Consider the following 17993-nt stretch of genomic DNA (forward strand, 5'->3'; position numbering starts at 1 on the left):
TTGCAACTTGGCTCAACACAAGAATTTTTACTTTCAGGATTGTCGATGTTATCCAACTCAATTCTTTTGGGGAGAACAATGGCTTTGCTATCGTGCTCTCCAAAGGAGTTACAGCTTCATTAATTGATGAGCCGCAGGATCACACATTAATGAAGATCCAAAGGTTTATTTTTGCAGGTGGGGCGTTGCTGCGCTTTCAGAAATGAATGTTGGATGGAGATCATTGACTCAACAACGACTCAAAGTTGTCAAAAAATAAACCCACCAAGGCTCTGCTCATGGGAGTATACAAAAATGCAATGGAAGTGCTGGTAGAAGAAGAAGTTGATCGACAGGTCAACGCCCTACCCGCTCGTGCCGCTTCCTATATTAATCGCCTGGAATTAGTTGCCTACGCGTTGAATCAACTTCCTCCTCTGTACGCTACCAGTCAACAGGGGTTATCTTACCAACTGCAACGCGGGCGGGCAAAACTTTCAGGTCACATCAACCAAGCCGTGCAACGAGCATTGGCTGCGGTGCAGCGTGAGCCGATTCGAACCTACATGCCACTGCAACCTCAGCAGTCTGCTCATCTACGAGATGTCTTAAGTCAACTACGGCTTTTACTCAAAAATGATCAGTTGAATTGGGAGAATCTCCCGATTGCTGTCAAACAAGCGCTGGGAGAAAAAGCGAATACGCCCTCTCGGCAGCCTCAGTATCCACCGACGCTCAGTTCGCTCAACTATCCCATTCCGCCTGCTCACCTGCCGGGAAAACGAGCTATGCCAGCTCCAGCGGTTAATGCTACGCCAATCCGATCTGTACCGACTGTCGCGCCATCACCCCTGTCCCAATCTCCTGCACCTCTGCCAATGCGACCTAAAAATTCGTATTTTCCGGTCAAGGATATAACGACACAACCTTCCCAGAAAGACGATGATTTTAATGGATGGGATGATCCGCTCTATAAGGTCTGATAACGTTTTCAGGGCAGTTTTACGGAACTGCGTTTCATGATCAAATTCATTCCTCGATCTACTAAAATCTAAACTGTAGCTTTCGTTACTGTTTTCGATCGTGCAGTTCGTGAGTTTTCTAGAGAGGAATTTGAATGAGCGTTAACCCTCATCAGAAACTAACTGAGAGTCCGAATCAGATTCCTACTTCACCCAGGGTTGATAGTCCGGAGTTTGATCGGTGGATCAGGGATGTTAAGCAACAGATGATTGCCAGTCTTCGTCGGCGCGAAGGTCGATAAGTGCGTTACGAGTCACCCTTTGCAGGGTGCAGTTGAAGCTTCAGGGTGCAGCTGAAGCCCAATCGCGCCTGAAAACTAAGTTTTCAGGCGCGGTTGGGTTAAATATAGCGCTTTGCGTCTGGATAAATTATTAAGTCTACGATCCTAAGGAGCAGGCGATCGCCAAGCAGGGAGAACGGTTTCCTTAAAACTCTTCTGCATCGTAGCTACTGCCCCCACCAGATTCCTGATCTTTTTTGGAGCCGAGCAAATCGAGTCGATCCACTCGCACCACAGGTCTAGACCGATTCGTTCCTGTACTCCGGTCTTGCCAGTGCTCAATCTTTAAGGCTCCAGTGACACCCACAAGACTTCCTTTGCGCACATAGTCTGCTGCAACTTGGGCGGGTTGTCCCCAAACTTCCAGGTTAAACCAATCGGGTTCATCACTGTTGCGACTCCGACGCCGAACCGCAAGCGTAAATTTACAAACGACACTACCCGATTCAAAGTATTTGACATCTGGGTCACCGCCGACCCGACCGACAAGATTGACTATATTCAAACCCATTGCTTTTTACCTTTAGCAGAGGCACTGAGAGTGGCTTAGAATCAAAAATTAAGTAACACCCGGACGTTTATTTTTGGCAGCGCGGCGACGCCGCGCTGCCAAAAATAAATCCTTAAATCTTCGGTTTTATGAGATCCACGATCCTTCGATAATCCTAGACAATACTGACTGCAATTTGCATCGGCAAGGTATTAATCGTTTGCTCAAACCCTTGCTCAAACATGATACCGACTATTGCAGAATAGTGTGATGGGTATCGCTGGACTGATGCGTTGTTGCCGGTGTGTGCTTACACAGCACAAGTTTTTTATTCAGGTCTATACCCTGAGATAGACGCTTAATTCAGGCGGATGCAGTGAAGTAAAGACTTGGCATCCTGTCCTATAGATTTTGCATATATAAGGATCAGAGACTAATTAACCGTAATTCTCTTATGAGAGCGATCGCAAAGCCATTACTCTCAAAAAAGAATTAGATGTCATCCCATCCACAATCTTGAAACACAAACGTAGGGGGGGAGTCTGAGACCTGATCTAAAAATTGGTTCGATGGGTCTAAAACCCATTCAGATAGGCTGTTTTACCCGTTTTTAGCCAGGGTTTTGAGCCAGATTCAATGAGTATTGTTGCTCAACAAACCTTAAAAGATAGTAAGATCCATCCTGATTGTAGGTTTATGTGTCTGAAACAGATTTTGAAAGGTTCTATATCATAGAGTCTTAAAATGAGATACATTTTGTTTGACTAGACGAGTGATAAAAAACGTAATAAAATCCACTTCGATTGACATAAATCGCATCATGCGATCGCAAATGGAATTATTTGACTGTGGGGGCTTGACAAGCTAGTGGGTTTCTTCAATCGCTTCTCGTTCTCGCGTGACATGGGTATCGACTTAGGTACCGCAAACACGTTGGTTTATGTTTCTGGTAAGGGTATTGTTCTCCAAGAGCCATCCGTCGTTGCTATCGACCAGGATAACAAAATCCCGCTAGCCGTTGGTGAAGATGCCAAGAAAATGCTAGGTCGAACTCCAGGAAATGTCGTTGCGCTGCGTCCATTGCGAGATGGTGTTATTGCAGACTTCGATACAGCCGAGCTGATGCTAAAGCACTTTATTCGCCGCGTACATGAAGGGCGCACCCTGGTTTCACCTCGAATCGTCATCGGTATTCCTAGTGGGGTGACTGGCGTTGAGCGACGAGCCGTCATGGAAGCCGCGTCGCAAGCCGGTGCTCGTGATGTTTATTTGATCGATGAGCCTGTGGCTGCTGCTATTGGCGCAGGGTTGCCGGTGGCAGAACCAACGGGCAACATGATTATTGACATCGGCGGTGGCACCACAGAAGTTGCCGTCCTCAGTCTTCAAGGAACCGTCTTGAGTGAATCTGTCCGGGTTGCCGGAGACGAGTTGAGTGAAGCTATCACTCAATATATGAAGAAGGTTCATAACCTGGTGATTGGGGAAAGAACATCGGAAGAAATCAAAATTTCTATCGGTTCTGCCTATCCCATGGATGAAGATGATGAGATTGTCATGGATGTCAGAGGGCTGCATTTGCTCTCTGGTTTACCTCGAACCGTTACTGTCAAGGGGCCTGAGATTCGTGAAGCCATGTCTGAACCCCTGGCTGTGATTATTGATGCTGTGAAGCGAACCCTAGAGCGGACTCCGCCTGAGTTGGCAGCCGATATTATCGATCGGGGCATCATGCTGGCCGGTGGTGGAGCGCTGTTGCGCGGATTAGACACCTTGATTAGTCATGAAACTGGCATAGTGGTTCATGTCGCAGCAGATCCTTTGAGTTGCGTGGTTCTAGGCACAGGGCGAGTGCTTGAGAACTTTAAGCAACTGGAACGGGTATTTAGCGGTCGCTCTCGCAATATGTAGGTTTAATGTTTACTTTACGTCGTTGGTGGGATCGACATGGACTAAGAATCGGGCTCAGTGGTGTCGTGATCACTACAGCCTGGCTCTTAAGGCAATCTCAAGGGCTACCTGTACTTGAGGTTTACCAGTTACTCTCACGTCCGTTTCAAGGGGCTCCCCCAGCTCAAGAAAGTATTCTGGAAAACGCTCAGGTACAAGAGTTAAAGCAACGACTTGCCGAGCTAGAAAGCCAGAATCGTCAGCTTCGTGAGTTGATCAATTATGGCGAAGATTTGCCAGAGGGGCATGTTTTTGCACCCGTGATCGGGCGTAGCTCTGATCATTGGTGGCAGCAACTCACGTTAGGACGTGGCAGTCGTGACGGGATTGAGCTGGGGGCAATTGTTTCAGGAACGGGTGGTATCGTTGGACGGGTTGTCCAGGTTACTCCCAATACTAGCCGAGTGTTATTGATTAGTGACCCCAGCAGCCAGGTGGGTGTGACGGTGAGTCGAACCCGTGCCATGGGCTATATGCGGGGGCAATCTCAAAACCGTGCGGTGATGGAGTTCTTTGATAAGGTGCCGGATGTGCGTCCGGGCGATGCTGTATCTACCTCTGTTTTTAGCCAGTTGTTTCCGGTTGGCTTGCCCGTGGGTTATGTGGAGTCAATTAATTTAGAAAAGACTCCAGCTCCAGAGGCAATTATTCGTTTATCTGCACCCATTAGCTCTCTGGAATGGGTTGTAGTTTTGCCGAATCCGAAGGTACAGACATCTCCTGATGCCGGTGCAGCCGATCGCAGCTCGTCTAATGGTACGTCTACGGGAGACGCAGATCCTTGACGCCAAATCTACTTCAATCTAGTATCTATAGCCGACATCTCTCGAACTGGGGTGTCACGATCGCCTCTGTTTTGCTTTGCCTATTTATATTACCGACACGCTTTCCGGGGATGGAGTTGCTCGGCGTTGGTCCCAACTGGTTGCTGATTTGGGTGGTGTCGTGGAGTGTGAAGCGCACCGTTTGGCAAGGAGCGATCGCCGGATTAGCGTTAGGTCTGATTCAAGATGGCATGACCACGTACAGTCCTTCCCATGCAGTGGGTTTGGCGTTAATCGGAGCCCTAACGGCACGCATTCAAAAGCAGCGCTATATCCAGGAAGATTTTATTTCCGTAGCGCTGATTGTTTTTGGGATGGCAGTGGTGGCTGAAACGGTGACGGCGATTCAATTCAGCGTATTGGGATTTTTGGATAGCGACCTGCTGCCAAAGCGATCGCTGGCTGAAATTTGGTTTTATCACCAGCGAATTGCCCTCAGTTCTGCGATTCTCAGTAGCTTATGGGCACCCGTGGTTTACTATCCCCTCAATCGTTGGTGGGAACGGGTTCGAGCCGCAGAACAAGATTAGAGATCCATAATCGTCAGCGTGTTAGTTATAGAAACGGTATTTTGAGGCGCGGAGCGCCTCAAAATACCGTACGGACTCATCCGCACAACGATCTATGGGGATGCGGCGCGAAGCGCCGCATCCCCATAGATCGTTGCAAGCGAGTTTGATATTAGCTCGCTCCCTTCAGTTCTTGCCAATTGAGTTTGCCGGAATGAAAACTAGCCGCTTCGATGGCAATGTCTTCCGGCAGAAGGGTGGTTAATACTTCATCAGATAAAGACGACATGACGGCAAGCCGATTGGCTTGCTTTTCGATCGTTTTCTCAAACAGATTGCGAATCACTCTGGCATTACCAAAGGTGCGATCGCGATTGACGTACAGTTCATTCAACAGCTTTTGTAGCCGATCTTTTGCCTCTGGCGTGAGATTGAAGTGATTTTTTTGGCTCATTTTGTCGAAGATCAATAACAGTTCTTCAGGTTTGTAATCGTTGAAATAAAAATATCGATTGAATCTAGACTTCAAACCTGGGTTTGCTTCAATAAAGGTCGTCATTTCATCGGTGTATCCCGCCACGATGACAACCAGGCGATCGCGATGATCTTCCATGCGTTTCAACAAGACATCGATCGCCTCTTGACCAAAATCACGCGCCGCATCCTGAGGCACCAGAGCATAGGCTTCATCAATAAACAAAACCCCATCTAATGCAGAGTTGACCAATTCTTCGACTTTTTTAGCGGTCTGCCCAATGTAGCCTGCGACCATCCCTGCTCGATCGGTTTCCACCAGATGCCCTTTGCTCAAAAAGCCCAAGCCCTTATAAATTCGGCTCATTAATCGGGCAACGGTCGTTTTTCCGGTGCCGGGAGGACCACAAAACACCGCATGAAGCGAAACTGGGGTTTTGGCTAAACCTCGCTCAGCCCGGATCTTTTGGACTTTGAGAAAATTGGTGAGGGTTTTAATTTCTTCTTTAATGTTGTCCATGCCCACCAGTTCATTCAGCTCTGATAGCGCCTGTTCTAAAATCTGGTCGAGATTTTCTTGCGTTGGTGGAGGTTCTACGGCTGGAGGTTGGGCGGCGGTTTGGACTTGGTCTGGGGTCGGAGGTGATTGGCTGGATGACGTGACCTTTGGCAACGTGGCGATCGCCTGTTGCAGCGATTCTTGATAGCTACCGACTTTGGCATAGGCATGCAGCAATTGCCAGATCTGCGACAAGCCTTCCATTTCTTGCATGGAAATGTTGCCATCGGACTTAACCAGCACCTGCGCAAATCGATAAATAGCGTTATTAATCGTGCCTAAATAATTAGTTCCTTTTTCCTCATCCAATCGATTCAAAATGGCAGGTAATGCTAATTGATCAGGAGATTGAGTGCCGCCCGTCAGTTCTAATAAAATTTGCAGCGTAATTTTTTGATATTTCAGGCGATTTTCTTCCGAAAATTCCCAGGAATCCATCGCAAACGAGAGCTTTTCTTTATCCTGCTTAATCAAGGCATAAATGACCAAATAGGCGAGCAATTCCGCCGAACTAATTTCTTTATTGCTGCGGCCGCAAATTTGGACAACTTTTGCCAAATCTCTCAAGACTAAATCTGTGAAGCGCGGATCGACAGATAGTAGGGGAGTAAGGGACTTGTAAAGTTCCTGAGCTTCTTGCTTCACTTGTCTGAAACTAACAATTTGCTTAAAGTCCACAAATATCTCCTATGAGAGCACGTTGGCATCGATCGAATGTTTTAAGAGTCAGGATTATCAGGCGGGTCAGGGGCAATCTCTGCACTATTTCCCCGGACGGGAGGTAAGATCTCAACCAAGCCTAGCTCAAATGCAATATCTGGCAAATCACCTGCAATATATTTACCCGGTTCAAAAATGCGGCCTGGGGTAAAGCAGATTTGGCGCAATTCCACCATGTCCCCCGGTGAAAATGCAGTTCTGCTGAATCGCCATTCGATCGCCATTTTTACATCCTCATTGTCCTATGGGTGAAGCTATAGCGCTACGCGCTCAGAACCAGGATGGTGATGGATTGAAACGCGTCGCGTTTCAATCCATCACCTGTCCTAAAACGAGCCAGGTTCATGTCGAATGATGGGGGTTGACTTATCTCTCTAGTTCTAGCAGGTTTGAGGGTTCAGATGGCACCGAACAACATAACCGTCTCCTTGTCAAATGCGGCGTTGCTGATTTGCGGGATGAATTTGAACGTGAACCCTTTGGGTTCACGTTCAAATTCATCCCGCCATTAAGCTGAATAGACCCCATCTGTTGTGTGAGATCCCCGCGCTCCTGTCGTAACCAGCCCTTCGGCTGCTATGGACGTTGACCTGGACGGGGAGTTTAACCCATTGCCCAAATTTTAAAGGGATTGGAGTAATGATTCATCAAAATGATCTGGTCTAATTCCATATCTAGTGTAATGATCAGGAAAATAATCCTACCTGTGGAATTGAGACTGCTGCCTTTGTCCTCCAACCGCTGGAACCATGTCTTATTCTCTCTCTGCTGCTAAGCTGCAAACCTACTATCGTTGCCCCCAAGCCTACTATTTTCGCTACGAACGTAGAATTCAAGGGGCTGCTTTCTTTAGTTCCGCAGCCTTGGGAACGTCGCTTCATCAGGCGTTGGCGCAAATTTATAAAGACTGGCACTATCAAGACGCCATTCCTACCACCGATTGGATTGAGCAGTGCTGGAATCAGCAGATTCGAGATTTATCCGCAAATCAGGTATCCGAGGGGCGGTCGATCTTGATGCGTTACTATAACACCTTCATTGCAGGGAAAGGGGCGATGCGTAAACCCCTGGCGGTTGAAGGCAGAATTCAAGGGTCGATGTGGGTAGAAAATTTAGAATTTTCGTTATCCGGACGATACGATCGCCTGGATTATTTGGACGATGGTTTGGAATTGATCGATTACAAATCGGCGCGGGAAGTGGATGTGTTTGATCCCGATGAGGTCGATTTGCAGATTGGGCTATATTATTTGGCGCTAGAACAACGCTATCAACGCAGCCTGAAACGCCTCAGTTTGCTGTATTTGCGCACTGGCGAAAAACTTTGCTTTGAGGCAACCCCAGAACATCGGGAACGGGTGGAGTCGGTGATCGGCGATCTGGCAGTGCAACTCAGACAAGATAACCAATGGGTTCCCTTTCCGGGTGGACAGTGCGATCGCTGTGCCTATGCGCGGTATTGTCCCGGCGTTCATCCAGAACCAGAACCGTTGCCTCAAGATGCCAAACCCAAAGAAGGATTACAGTTAGTATTAAGCCTTTAGGCAGAGGATAACGCGGGGAAGATGGCGGATAAAGAACGAAGAACCGTTTTGCCAGTGTAGTGTCACCCTTTAAAACTCAACACGGTTTATCATGTGTGGTCGATTTACCTTAACTCAATCTGGAGAGGCGATCGCCAGACAGTTTCAGCTTTCTGAAATGCCGTCCGTCGAGCCTCGTTATAATATTGCACCCACTCAACCTGCGCCAGTGGTGCGGCTTGATCAGGCAGGGTCAGAGCGGCAATTTGATTATTTGTATTGGGGCTTGATTCCGTCGTGGGCAAAAGATCCCAAGATGGGAGCACGGATGATTAATGCGCGTTCGGAAACGATCGCCGAAAAACCAGCCTTTCGGGCAGCGCTCAAACGCAGACGCTGTTTGATTGTGGCAGATGGGTTTTATGAATGGCAGCGATCGGGCAACATCAAACAGCCGTATTATTTCTATCTCAAGGACTCAAAATCGACGCAGACCGACGAGACGCACCGTAAACTTTTTGCGTTTGCAGGTCTATGGGAACATTGGCAGGATGCCGACGGCAACCCGATTGAATCGTGTACGATTCTGACCACGATTGCCAATGCGACGTTGGCAACAATGCACGAACGAATGCCTGTGATTCTTCAACCGCACGATTACGAGTTGTGGCTTGACCCAGTGGTGCAATCGGTAGAACCATTGCGATCGCTGTTTGCACCGTATGATGCTACAGCAATGGGCAGTTATCCCGTGAGCACTCAGGTCAATGCCGCTCGATTGGACGCCCCCGACTGTATTCAACCGATCGCTCTAGACTCGTGAAAGCCCTATCTTCTCTACTGCGGCAGATGGAGAGCTGGCAATGGGCGATCGCTCGTTATCTGCTGTCTCGCCAGCCGCATCTGACGGTCGATCTGCTCAATCAGCAGGTTTGTAGTCTGATCTATGTGGTTCTCACTCTACTGATTGGTGAACAACAGCACGATTTACCCGAAATCAGGGTGCTGAAGGGGTCAGAATCCCAAGATAAAGGGCGATTACCCGAACGTCAGGGCGATCGCTTGTTGGAGGCGTTGCAAGTTTTAGTGCATCACTACCCTTCTTTACTGCCATCGGATTGGGTGCATCTCTCGATGATGACGCTGGCTGACCCAGTGTTTCCGTCACTCCTCCCCAAAGCCTGGTGTCAGGGAACCGCGCCGATGTTTTTAGTGCTTACTCTGGCGCAGGTTCATGAGCATTTGTTAGCAAAGCCGTTGAATATAACAGCGACCCACCAACTTGTGTGTGATGCTCAGACCACGACCAAAAAATCCAGAGGCGTCTACTACACGCCCAGTGCGATCGCAGAGTTTATGGTGCGCCAGACTGTAGGAATGGGTTTAACGCAACAACTTGCCCAGGCAGAGCGACGACCTGTTCTGCGAGTTCTCGATCCGGCGTGTGGCAGCGGCGCATTTTTGCAAGTGGCGTATCAATTTTTGCTGGATGGGTTGCTCAAGCACTACATTGAATACCAGGCGATCGACTATCTCCAGATGATGCCGGATGGCACCTGGAAACTCACCTGGGCAGCGCGATCGCAGATTTTACTCGACCATATTTATGGAGTGGATATTGATGCTCGCTCGGTTGAAGTGACGCGGTTATCACTATTACTGATGGTGTTAGCGGGAAATTCCACTCAATCCGCTGATCAGTTGCCTGATTTGACCACTAACATTCAGTGTGGCAATGCGCTCATTGGCGCAGACTTTGGGCTAGAACGCTCTGATGCTCAAAGCGATCGCCCTGCCTATCAGACACCGACCGACTCTGCCGATGGGACAACGTCGCCATCAATTCAGCCATTTGATTGGGCGATCGCGTTTCCTTCAGCCCTGGAGGGGTTCGATATTGTCATTGGCAACCCGCCTTACATTGACTCCGAAAGCATGGCAGCCCATCTGCCCCATTGGCGCAAATACTGCACGCAGCACTATCGCACGGCAACGGGCAATTGGGATTTGTTTTGTGTGTTTATTGAAAGGGCATTGTCTCTGTGTAAACCCGATGGGTTAACCAGTTTTATTGTCCCCAACAAGTTAAGTTCGGCAAATTATGCCGCTGCTGTGCGATCGCTCTTAACCCAGGACAACCAACTTCTTGCCATTCGAGACTATTCACAAGTGCCTCTGTTTGCTGCTGCCGTCTATCCGCTGGTTTACACCGCTCAAAAAACAGTTCCCAATCCCAACGCTACAGTTCACTACGAACGGATGCAGAGTTTAGACAGTGTGGCTCAGTCTCATCACCTTCCCTATCTACAATTTTGGCAAAGTCCCAGAGCCTCCTGGTCATTCCCTACCCATCCTCACCTTTCAGAGTTACTGGCAAAGCTGCAACAAGCCTTCCCGACATTAGAAACTCTGGCGGAGGTGTCGGGTGCTGCCACCGTAGCCGAAGCCTACGCCCTGCATCCGTTGTTGCAAGATCGGGCAGATCTGAGCAGTGGCGATCTACAACTGGTGAATAGCGGCACAATCGATCGCTACCAACTGCTGTGGGGGGTGAAACGCTTGCGCTATCTGGGGCAGAACTATCTTCATCCCATCCTGACTCACGATCGTGCCACACTGCTTTCGGCAAGACGACAAGCCCAAGCCCATCAACCCAAGATCATCATTTCAGGCTTGAGCCAGCAATTAAAATGTGCGGCTGATTTCAGGGGTTCCGTATTAGCCGGAAAGTCAACCTCTATTATTCTGACCACTCTCGACTTACGGTATCTTTTGGGTGTGCTCAACAGCCATCTGATTCACCTCTATTTCGCTCATCAATTTGCGGGCAACCGTTTGCAGGGAGGTTATTTGCGTGTCGGTCCCCCGCAACTCAGACAAATTCCAATTGCGATCGCTGACTTCAACTACTCACCAACAGCGTCTGCATCTGCTCAACTGATTACGGCAGTCGAGCATTTGCTGGCATTACAGCAACAGTCTGCCGAGGCAGCCACTCCGACCCATCGAGCCACGATTCAACACCAAATTGCCGCTGCCGATCGACAGATTGATGATCTGGTCTACCAGTTATATGGGTTAACCACTCGCGAGATTGAACTGGTACAACAAGTACCACGCGCCCAAACGAATTTGGGTATGAGGACATCATCCTCATACCCAAATCCATCCCTAACTTAAGCCGTGTTGTTCATTCGCTGATTTTCTACCTAAACATTGGCATGAGAGCCTTTGCTTACGCCATTGGCAGCCGTACCATTTTGGCTAGCTTGCGCGCTATTTTTACCATTGGCGTTGCCGTTGACATGACGAGGCTGAATGACGCCATAACCACCATGATTTCGCTCATAAATCACATTGATTTCACCTGTTTCTGCATTGCAGAACATATAAAAATCATGATCCACGAGTTCGAGTTGCTCCTGTGCTTCCAGAACCGTCATGGGCGGCATCAGGAAGTATTTCGTCCGCACAACTTCACCGGGCAGTTCCGGCGTACGGTTGCTGACTAAATCGGTTTCAACTGGTTTGGGGCTGATCGCTTCAGAGGTTTTGACAGGAGCCTGGATCTTGTCTTGACGTTTCTCCTTGTACTTACGGAGCTGACGGGTGATTTTGTTGGCGACCAGGTCGATACTGGCGTACAAGTTTTCGCTGCTTTCTTCTGCTCGCACAACTGTGCCATTGGCATAGATTGTGACTTCAGCAGTCTGTTTAGGGTTTATCCGGGGATTGCGTGCCACCGACAGATGTACATCGATTTCGGTTGTTAGATTTTGGAAGTGGCTGACGGCTTTCTCAATCTTTTGATGTACATACTCACGAATCGCATCGGTGATCTCAATGTTTTTGCCCTGGATAACAAGCTTCATAAAGCTGCCTCCCCTGAGAATTTGGTTGTATTACCTTCACCCTACCACCTTGTATCCTGCACAACAGTGTCGTTTAAAATGTTTTGCATCCCTTGATAAATCTTGATTCAAACAATCAGGCTAATCCTGCAAATTTGCGTTAGATCCCCCTTGATTTTCTGTAAAGATCACGAGTATGTTGCTAATTTATGCCCAAAAAATGAGTGGGTAAAACTTGTCAAATCGTCGTCGATGTTTGCTCTATAACGAAGGTATCGTGCCCTATGCGACTGCTTGGCAGTGGCAGCGATCGCTTGTAGAAAGTAAAAAAAATAATCTTTATCAAGACGATGTTTTGTTGCTTTTAGAACATCCTCCGGTCTATACATTGGGCAACGGTTCGAGTTTAGAATTTCTTAAGTTTGACCCTACGGACACCACCCATGAGATTTTTCGAACGGAACGGGGTGGGGAAGTAACGTATCATTGCCCAGGTCAGCTTGTCGGCTACCCGATTCTCAATCTCAACTATTACCAACCAGACCTTCATTGGTATTTGCGTCAGTTAGAAGAAGTCGTGATTCTGACCCTGGCAAATTATGGGGTATACGGCGAAAGAATTGCGGGTTTAACAGGTGTTTGGGTAGAAGGCTGTAAGATTGCGGCGATTGGGATTAAAGTGAGCCGATGGATTACGATGCACGGGTTTGCACTCAATATTTGTCCCGATTTAAAGGGATTTAGCCAAATTATTCCGTGTGGTATTGCCGACCGACCCGTTGCTAGCTTAGAGCAATTTATTCCTAATATTTCAGTTGAGCAGGTTCGTCCTCAGGTTTTGCAAGCGTTCACAAGGGTTTTTGACGTCGAGCTAATTCCTGCAACAGCCGCATGTAATTTGGATCACTTACGAGGGGCAAGAAGTCAGAAACAATAAAACCAATGGGATCGTTTGGAAAACCGAATTGTTCCATTCAAACCTAGCTATTCTCAATTGCATGACGTATCAGGTGTTGTGATAGAGTCGCGCTCTGCGTGGCTCTATCACAACACCCGTAATCGGTTCAGGCGCAAAGCGCTATAAAACTACTGCGTTAATCAGGTAGCCCCCGCATGCTGGATTTAACTCAGATGATATAAATAATTTCCCAGAGAATAGAATACCGATTATTTCGGGAAGTCCTGTCTTACAGGGCTTTTTGAAAAATAAGCTGGGTTAGCGTATGGTTCAAAGGTGGGTCATTTTGCTTAAAAAGCTCACGTCGTGAGCTTTTTAAGCAAAATGACCCACTGATCTAGACCCTCACCTTTTTAACCGTGCATTCAAATTGTTGAGAAGATTGCTGAGAATTTATGAAAATTAGTTCGTTGTGATACTTAAGGTTTTACGGATGATCGGTTAGCTTCCTTATAATCAAGATAATCCAGATCTATCGCTTGATAGATCGCCATAGATTAGCCTTACATTTGGTGCGATGGGCTAACTCTATCTGATGATTTTTTTAAGTTTCTACTGTGTAATTGAGTGCATTGTAATCGAGTGCATCTGCTGCGTGACGTAACCGTCTAAATCCTGGGCTTGAAGAGGCGGATATCCAGGATTGGATAGCTAAAATGGCTGCTGAGTCTCTGTTTCAGCGCAATCAAACTCGCAATTCGAGCAGTTGAATTGTCGTAATTCTCAATGGCGTAATGCTTGCGTGATGTACACATTTTGTGTGAGAGTTTTGCCTTGCGCGGCTCTATCCAGGCACGAAGCGCTGGGGTCATCCGTGTTGTGAATCAGTGCCATTGGGTGCGCTATTTTGGGCAGTCAGTCAATTCTGAGGCGTTGTTTTTTCAGTAACGTCGGCATGAAATCCCTGATTTAGCTTCTTCTGACCTGCTGTATTGGCAGGATCAATCGTCGCGATCGCAGATCGAGATTAACATTCCTGGAAATCTCTGATGGCTTCTACCTCTACCTCTACCAGCAACAACCGAGATCCGTATTTGGCGGAGCTAGTGCAATTTAGCTCACGGGCTTTGCTGAGAAAACCTGCAAAGCGATCGCCCACGCCCTATTATGATGTGCGATCGCCAGAGCCGCATTCGGAAGCCTTGCACCTGAGTGCGTTTAACTGGCTGAGTGAGCCATCCAGCGAGACGGAGTTGAGAAATGCCCAGATCACGGCAGATATCAACGACATTCATGCTCAACCGCTGATGCCGTTGAGGCAAAGGGATTTAGAAGCATTGACGGGTTTATTTGGGGCAGATGGCATTGAAGCGATCGAATTAGATATTGCCAATGGCTTAAAAAATCGTCGTCCGGAACCCTGTTGGGAAGATGACCCCTTTAAGTTTCTCCAAGAGTATCTGTAGAAATCAAGCGCTCTCACGCCATAACGTATACCTGACGCCATTGAGAAGTATAAGCAAAAAGCAGCAGGGTGAACCTACTGCTTCTTGACTCTATTTGGGGAAGTGTTGAGGAACCAATTTGGAAACAAGCGAGGTCTTTAGCCTCTGGTTGAGGATATCAGTTTGATGTTGACCACTGCGACTGGGTTTTTACAAAATGCTGAATCCTACAAAATTAATCAGATGTTGATTCTGGGCGATGGTTGCGAATGCGTTCAACTTCCGGACAATCTTCAGAAACCAGGGGTTCAACATCTCCACGAGGCACAGTTGCCAACTTTTGCATGACTGAACCAATGCTTTCTAAACGAATCATCTCCTCCCAAGAGCAGACTTCATCTTCCTCGTCTGTTTCATACCGGACCGTCACCAGATCTCCTTCAATGTCTAAGATTCGAGCCCGTTCGATCCAGCGCTGTTGATCCCGCAAAAAGATCCAGACATCACGCCCATCAGAACAGAGTTGATAGATCTTGCGGTGTAGCATGTATTGCTTCTCCTGAGCAAATGATTATCTTAAACGTTCGGTCGAGATGCTGCCCACGGGTGATGGAACAGCTTGAGTAGCCTTTAATTGGGCTTTACCTCTCCCTTAAACCAAAAGTTAGAAATTGGGTTAGGCACTAAGAGCACTCCAAATACTCTTGTTTATAGTCTGTCTGCCCATCTTTAGTCTGCCCACAGACCATGTTTCTATAGCTAAGCCAAAGATCCTAACACAGCTATGGCAAAACAACCTTGAGGCAAGCTGCACTGAAGGGCTGAACGTGACCATTACAGCCGTGATTGAATGAAAATAAGTGTTTGGGAAACTCAATGCTATCTCACCGTTGAGGTTGTGCTAGAACTGGGTTTGTTCTGGGACAAGAGCAGACTTAAAAATTTAGGATTTCAGGAAGGGTTATGGCGTTGGTACCTTTGTCTAGAGTGTGAGTCTCGATAGACTCAGGATGATCCCCATGCAACTTTGCAGGTAAACGGTACCACTTTGATGGATGCCAGTTTTGTAATTAAGTACATCTCTACTCATCATTCTAACGACGTTGGATGAACTTTGGGACTCAAGTGAGATCATAAGACGGCACTGCTCCCTGCTATGTAGCGATTGTTGCATGTAGGACAAGGGATAGTGGCAAGATGTTGCCAAAACACAGGGGGATGATAGAAGAAACAACAGCCTAAACAGCGTAGAATTTTGCGATCGCCATCACCAAATTCAAGCGGGGTCATAGATCTACAGTACTGATGGTCATCTTTAAAATGAGGTTAGGTACTGATGATCAAGGTTTAGAGGTTGAAAAATCTATACAACCCATTATGCCCTTTGCCCCATCATATAGCAGTCCTAAATCATTTTTGAGATTTATCCAAATATAGTGCTTTGCACCTAGCTAGATTACGGTTGTTGTGAGAGAGCCGCACTCCGCGCGGCTCTCTCACAACAACTTGTACTTGATGCCGTTGAGAATTGCTATATGCTTTTACATTTGAGTACGTGGGTTGAAGTTGAAGAGTATCTGACGCGATCGCCAGGGTTGATCATTCCCATCGGTTCGACCGAGCAGCACGGTCCCACCGGGTTAATTGGCACGGATGCTATTTGTGCAGAGGCGATCGCCCAGGGTGTGGGCGAGGTGGCACAGGCATTAGTGGCTCCGACGATTAACGTGGGTATGGCACTGCATCACACTGCCTTTCCGGGGAGTATGAGCTTGCGCCCCAGTACATTGATTTTGGTGATTCGAGACTATCTCACTAGTTTGACCAAAGCCGGATTTACCAAATTCTTTTTTATCAATGGTCACGGAGGCAACGTTGCCACACTGAAAGCTGCCTTTTCTGAAACCTATGAGGTGTTGGCAGACTTACAAATTCCTCAGGCAGATCGGGTTCAATGCCATCTAGCAAATTGGTATATGTGTAGCTCGGTCTACCAACTGGCTAAAGAACTCTATGGCAATCAGGAAGGATCGCACGCCACCCCCAGCGAAGTGGCACTGACCCAATATATTTATCCGGACGCGATCAAGCACGCTCCCCTGTCACCCCAGGTAGCAAGCCGACATCCGATTTATGGTGCGATCGATTTTCGCCGACGGCATCCCGATGGGCGCATGGGGTCAAATCCAGATCTGGCAACACCGGAACATGGCAAACAACTGTATGACCGTGCTGTGAAAGAGTTAACCCAAAGTTATCTGGACTTTGTGCAAGACTCTTAATCCTTGCAAAACCCTGCGGTTAGAACCTGAGGATTTCTTGCTCGTAAGCGTCGGGGGTGGGTTCAATTTCCCAAACCAAGCCTTCTCCGGGGGTAAGTGCCACCTCGACAAATAGTTGCTCAACAGCGGTGGTGGCGATGTCTTCGTTATTATCGAACGGTTGCAAATCTTCGGATAACAAGCGCAAGATAAACCCACCCGGCACCCGTCCGCCGGGACTGAGGTTTTGTAACTCAAACCGCCAGATAGTGCCGTTGTCGGTTGCTAAAGGCAGAATGCGAAGTTCGTACGCTTGTCCGGCAATGGTTAAGGGGCGAGATAAACCGACCGAAACGGTGTCGCTGCTGTCTCCTCGGGCACTGGCTAGGCTGGATTGAAATTCGATGGCTTGCCAACCCCACTGTTGTGCCAGGTTCGATATTCCCGTTTGTAGCCATTGCAGAACCGATCGCTGTTCGGGCAAATTGCGCCGCAACTCAGTTAACCGTTGTCTCCAACCGCCATGCTGGATCAAACTGCCCCACTGTTCGAACGGAATTTCTAAACGAGGATTGAGCATCTCGGCGTTGCCCAAACGGTGCAATAGACGGTCGGCTTGGGTAAGTGGCAGAGGAGCGATCGCCGCAACCGTTGATCGTGTCGGTTCTGCCAGGGATAAGGCTTGGGCTACCCACAGGGCACTTAGATCCGTAACGATATCAGTGTCTTCTAACGCATAGGTGCGATCGCGCCAATCATACACTCCAGCCGTTTTCAGCTGATGATGACTGGTAAAGCCGCTTAGTCTCACCCAGCCTGCATCCACATTCACCTGTACTGACACATAATAGTCTGCCACCCACTCTGGCAAATCCACCCATTCTTGAGGCACCCGGAGTTCGTCGAGATCGATCGCTTCCGTCGGCAGTAACAGCAACCGCAAATTGCCCATGGCGATCGCCGTACCGTTTACCACTTCCCAAATGCTCTCCAGCGCCGCAGGAGAGGCTGTAGAGATGGTCTGGGTTGACTTTTCGCGGAACCAGGGCAATAGCGTATGGAGACAGAGATGGTTGAGGTATGCTGTCCAGCGACTGGATGCGGTGGCAAACGGCTGACTGACTTGCCACGACTGAGATAATAACGCCGGATCAATCTCCAGACAGACTTGGGTGGGGTCAAACAGGGTGGAATCGAACGTCATAAC

General features: G+C 48.2%; 18 protein-coding genes. 11 read left to right on the top strand and 7 right to left on the bottom strand.

Going from position 1 to position 17993, the window contains the following annotated elements; all coding sequences use genetic code 11:
- Window positions 1–278 precede the first annotated feature (278 nt).
- Both ACR6Z4_RS25100 and ACR6Z4_RS25105 read left to right on the top strand, forming a co-directional pair.
- Window positions 279–962: a late competence development ComFB family protein gene (locus ACR6Z4_RS25100; RefSeq protein ID WP_479720078.1), complete on the top strand. Its 684-nt coding sequence runs from the start codon at window positions 279–281 to the stop codon at window positions 960–962.
- Window positions 963–1096: 134 nt separating this feature from the next.
- Complete coding sequence (locus tag ACR6Z4_RS25105; RefSeq protein WP_479720079.1) at window positions 1097–1243, top strand: hypothetical protein; 147 nt, start codon at window positions 1097–1099, stop codon at window positions 1241–1243.
- A 184-nt stretch (window positions 1244–1427) separates the two neighbouring features.
- On the opposite strand, the gene ACR6Z4_RS25110 is transcribed toward ACR6Z4_RS25105, so the two are convergent.
- The gene (locus tag ACR6Z4_RS25110) at window positions 1428–1793 is read right to left on the bottom strand and encodes a single-stranded DNA-binding protein (RefSeq protein ID WP_479720080.1); all 366 of its coding nucleotides are present in this window, start codon (window positions 1791–1793) and stop codon (window positions 1428–1430) included.
- An 846-nt stretch (window positions 1794–2639) separates the two neighbouring features.
- Between ACR6Z4_RS25110 and ACR6Z4_RS25115 the strand changes: the two genes are divergently transcribed.
- Genes ACR6Z4_RS25115 through mreD form a run of 3 tightly spaced genes read left to right on the top strand, consistent with a single transcriptional unit; the run spans window position 2640 to window position 5076 of the window.
- Window positions 2640–3683 (top strand): rod shape-determining protein, encoded by a 1044-nt coding sequence (locus tag ACR6Z4_RS25115; protein WP_479720081.1) that lies wholly within the window; start codon window positions 2640–2642, stop codon window positions 3681–3683.
- Between the two features lie 5 nt (window positions 3684–3688).
- Entirely contained in the window at window positions 3689–4507 is an 819-nt protein-coding gene (gene mreC, locus ACR6Z4_RS25120; protein ID WP_479720082.1) for a rod shape-determining protein MreC, read from the top strand.
- Window positions 4504–5076: a rod shape-determining protein MreD gene (mreD, locus tag ACR6Z4_RS25125; protein WP_479720083.1), complete on the top strand. Its 573-nt coding sequence runs from the start codon at window positions 4504–4506 to the stop codon at window positions 5074–5076. Before mreC ends, mreD begins: the two co-directional genes overlap by 4 nt.
- Window positions 5077–5227: 151 nt before the next feature.
- Here mreD and ACR6Z4_RS25130 read toward each other — a convergent pair whose 3' ends face one another.
- Together ACR6Z4_RS25130 and ACR6Z4_RS25135 are read right to left on the bottom strand one after the other, a co-directional pair.
- Window positions 5228–6766: an AAA family ATPase gene (locus ACR6Z4_RS25130; RefSeq protein WP_479720084.1), complete on the bottom strand. Its 1539-nt coding sequence runs from the start codon at window positions 6764–6766 to the stop codon at window positions 5228–5230.
- 41 nt (window positions 6767–6807) lie between these two features.
- Window positions 6808–7032, bottom strand: coding sequence for a hypothetical protein (locus ACR6Z4_RS25135; RefSeq protein WP_479720085.1), 225 nt, complete (start codon window positions 7030–7032; stop codon window positions 6808–6810).
- Between the two features lie 525 nt (window positions 7033–7557).
- Here ACR6Z4_RS25135 and ACR6Z4_RS25140 point away from each other — a divergent pair.
- From ACR6Z4_RS25140 to ACR6Z4_RS25150, 3 genes are all read left to right on the top strand, one after another.
- Window positions 7558–8352, top strand: coding sequence for a RecB family exonuclease (locus ACR6Z4_RS25140; protein ID WP_479720086.1), 795 nt, complete (start codon window positions 7558–7560; stop codon window positions 8350–8352).
- A gap of 91 nt (window positions 8353–8443) precedes the next feature.
- Entirely contained in the window at window positions 8444–9154 is a 711-nt protein-coding gene (locus ACR6Z4_RS25145; protein ID WP_479720087.1) for an SOS response-associated peptidase, read from the top strand.
- Window positions 9151–11511 (top strand): Eco57I restriction-modification methylase domain-containing protein, encoded by a 2361-nt coding sequence (locus ACR6Z4_RS25150; protein ID WP_479720088.1) that lies wholly within the window; start codon window positions 9151–9153, stop codon window positions 11509–11511. The genes ACR6Z4_RS25145 and ACR6Z4_RS25150 overlap by 4 nt, the downstream gene beginning before the upstream one ends.
- 29 nt (window positions 11512–11540) lie before the next feature.
- On the opposite strand, the gene hpf is transcribed toward ACR6Z4_RS25150, so the two are convergent.
- Window positions 11541–12203: a ribosome hibernation-promoting factor, HPF/YfiA family gene (gene hpf, locus ACR6Z4_RS25155; RefSeq protein ID WP_479720089.1), complete on the bottom strand. Its 663-nt coding sequence runs from the start codon at window positions 12201–12203 to the stop codon at window positions 11541–11543.
- 214 nt (window positions 12204–12417) lie between these two features.
- Between hpf and lipB the strand changes: the two genes are divergently transcribed.
- Together lipB and ACR6Z4_RS25165 are read left to right on the top strand one after the other, a co-directional pair.
- Window positions 12418–13119: a lipoyl(octanoyl) transferase LipB gene (gene lipB / locus ACR6Z4_RS25160; protein WP_479720090.1), complete on the top strand. Its 702-nt coding sequence runs from the start codon at window positions 12418–12420 to the stop codon at window positions 13117–13119.
- A 1010-nt stretch (window positions 13120–14129) separates the two neighbouring features.
- Window positions 14130–14546 (top strand): hypothetical protein, encoded by a 417-nt coding sequence (locus ACR6Z4_RS25165; RefSeq protein WP_479720091.1) that lies wholly within the window; start codon window positions 14130–14132, stop codon window positions 14544–14546.
- 214 nt (window positions 14547–14760) lie between these two features.
- Here ACR6Z4_RS25165 and ACR6Z4_RS25170 read toward each other — a convergent pair whose 3' ends face one another.
- Together ACR6Z4_RS25170 and ACR6Z4_RS25175 are read right to left on the bottom strand one after the other, a co-directional pair.
- Window positions 14761–15072: a DUF6679 family protein gene (locus ACR6Z4_RS25170; protein WP_479720092.1), complete on the bottom strand. Its 312-nt coding sequence runs from the start codon at window positions 15070–15072 to the stop codon at window positions 14761–14763.
- Window positions 15073–15656: 584 nt separating this feature from the next.
- A complete protein-coding gene (locus ACR6Z4_RS25175; RefSeq protein WP_479720093.1) occupies window positions 15657–15815 on the bottom strand; it encodes a hypothetical protein in 159 nt (52 codons plus the stop codon).
- Between the two features lie 245 nt (window positions 15816–16060).
- On the opposite strand from ACR6Z4_RS25175, the gene ACR6Z4_RS25180 reads away from it, so the two are divergent.
- Complete coding sequence (locus ACR6Z4_RS25180) at window positions 16061–16807, top strand: creatininase family protein (protein WP_479720094.1); 747 nt, start codon at window positions 16061–16063, stop codon at window positions 16805–16807.
- A 19-nt stretch (window positions 16808–16826) separates the two neighbouring features.
- Here ACR6Z4_RS25180 and ACR6Z4_RS25185 read toward each other — a convergent pair whose 3' ends face one another.
- On the bottom strand, window positions 16827–17990 hold the full coding sequence (locus ACR6Z4_RS25185) for a DUF1822 family protein (RefSeq protein ID WP_479720095.1): 1164 nt from the start codon (window positions 17988–17990) through the stop codon (window positions 16827–16829).
- Window positions 17991–17993 lie beyond the last annotated feature (3 nt).

The organism is Calyptranema fuscum S582 (genome assembly GCF_055793305.1).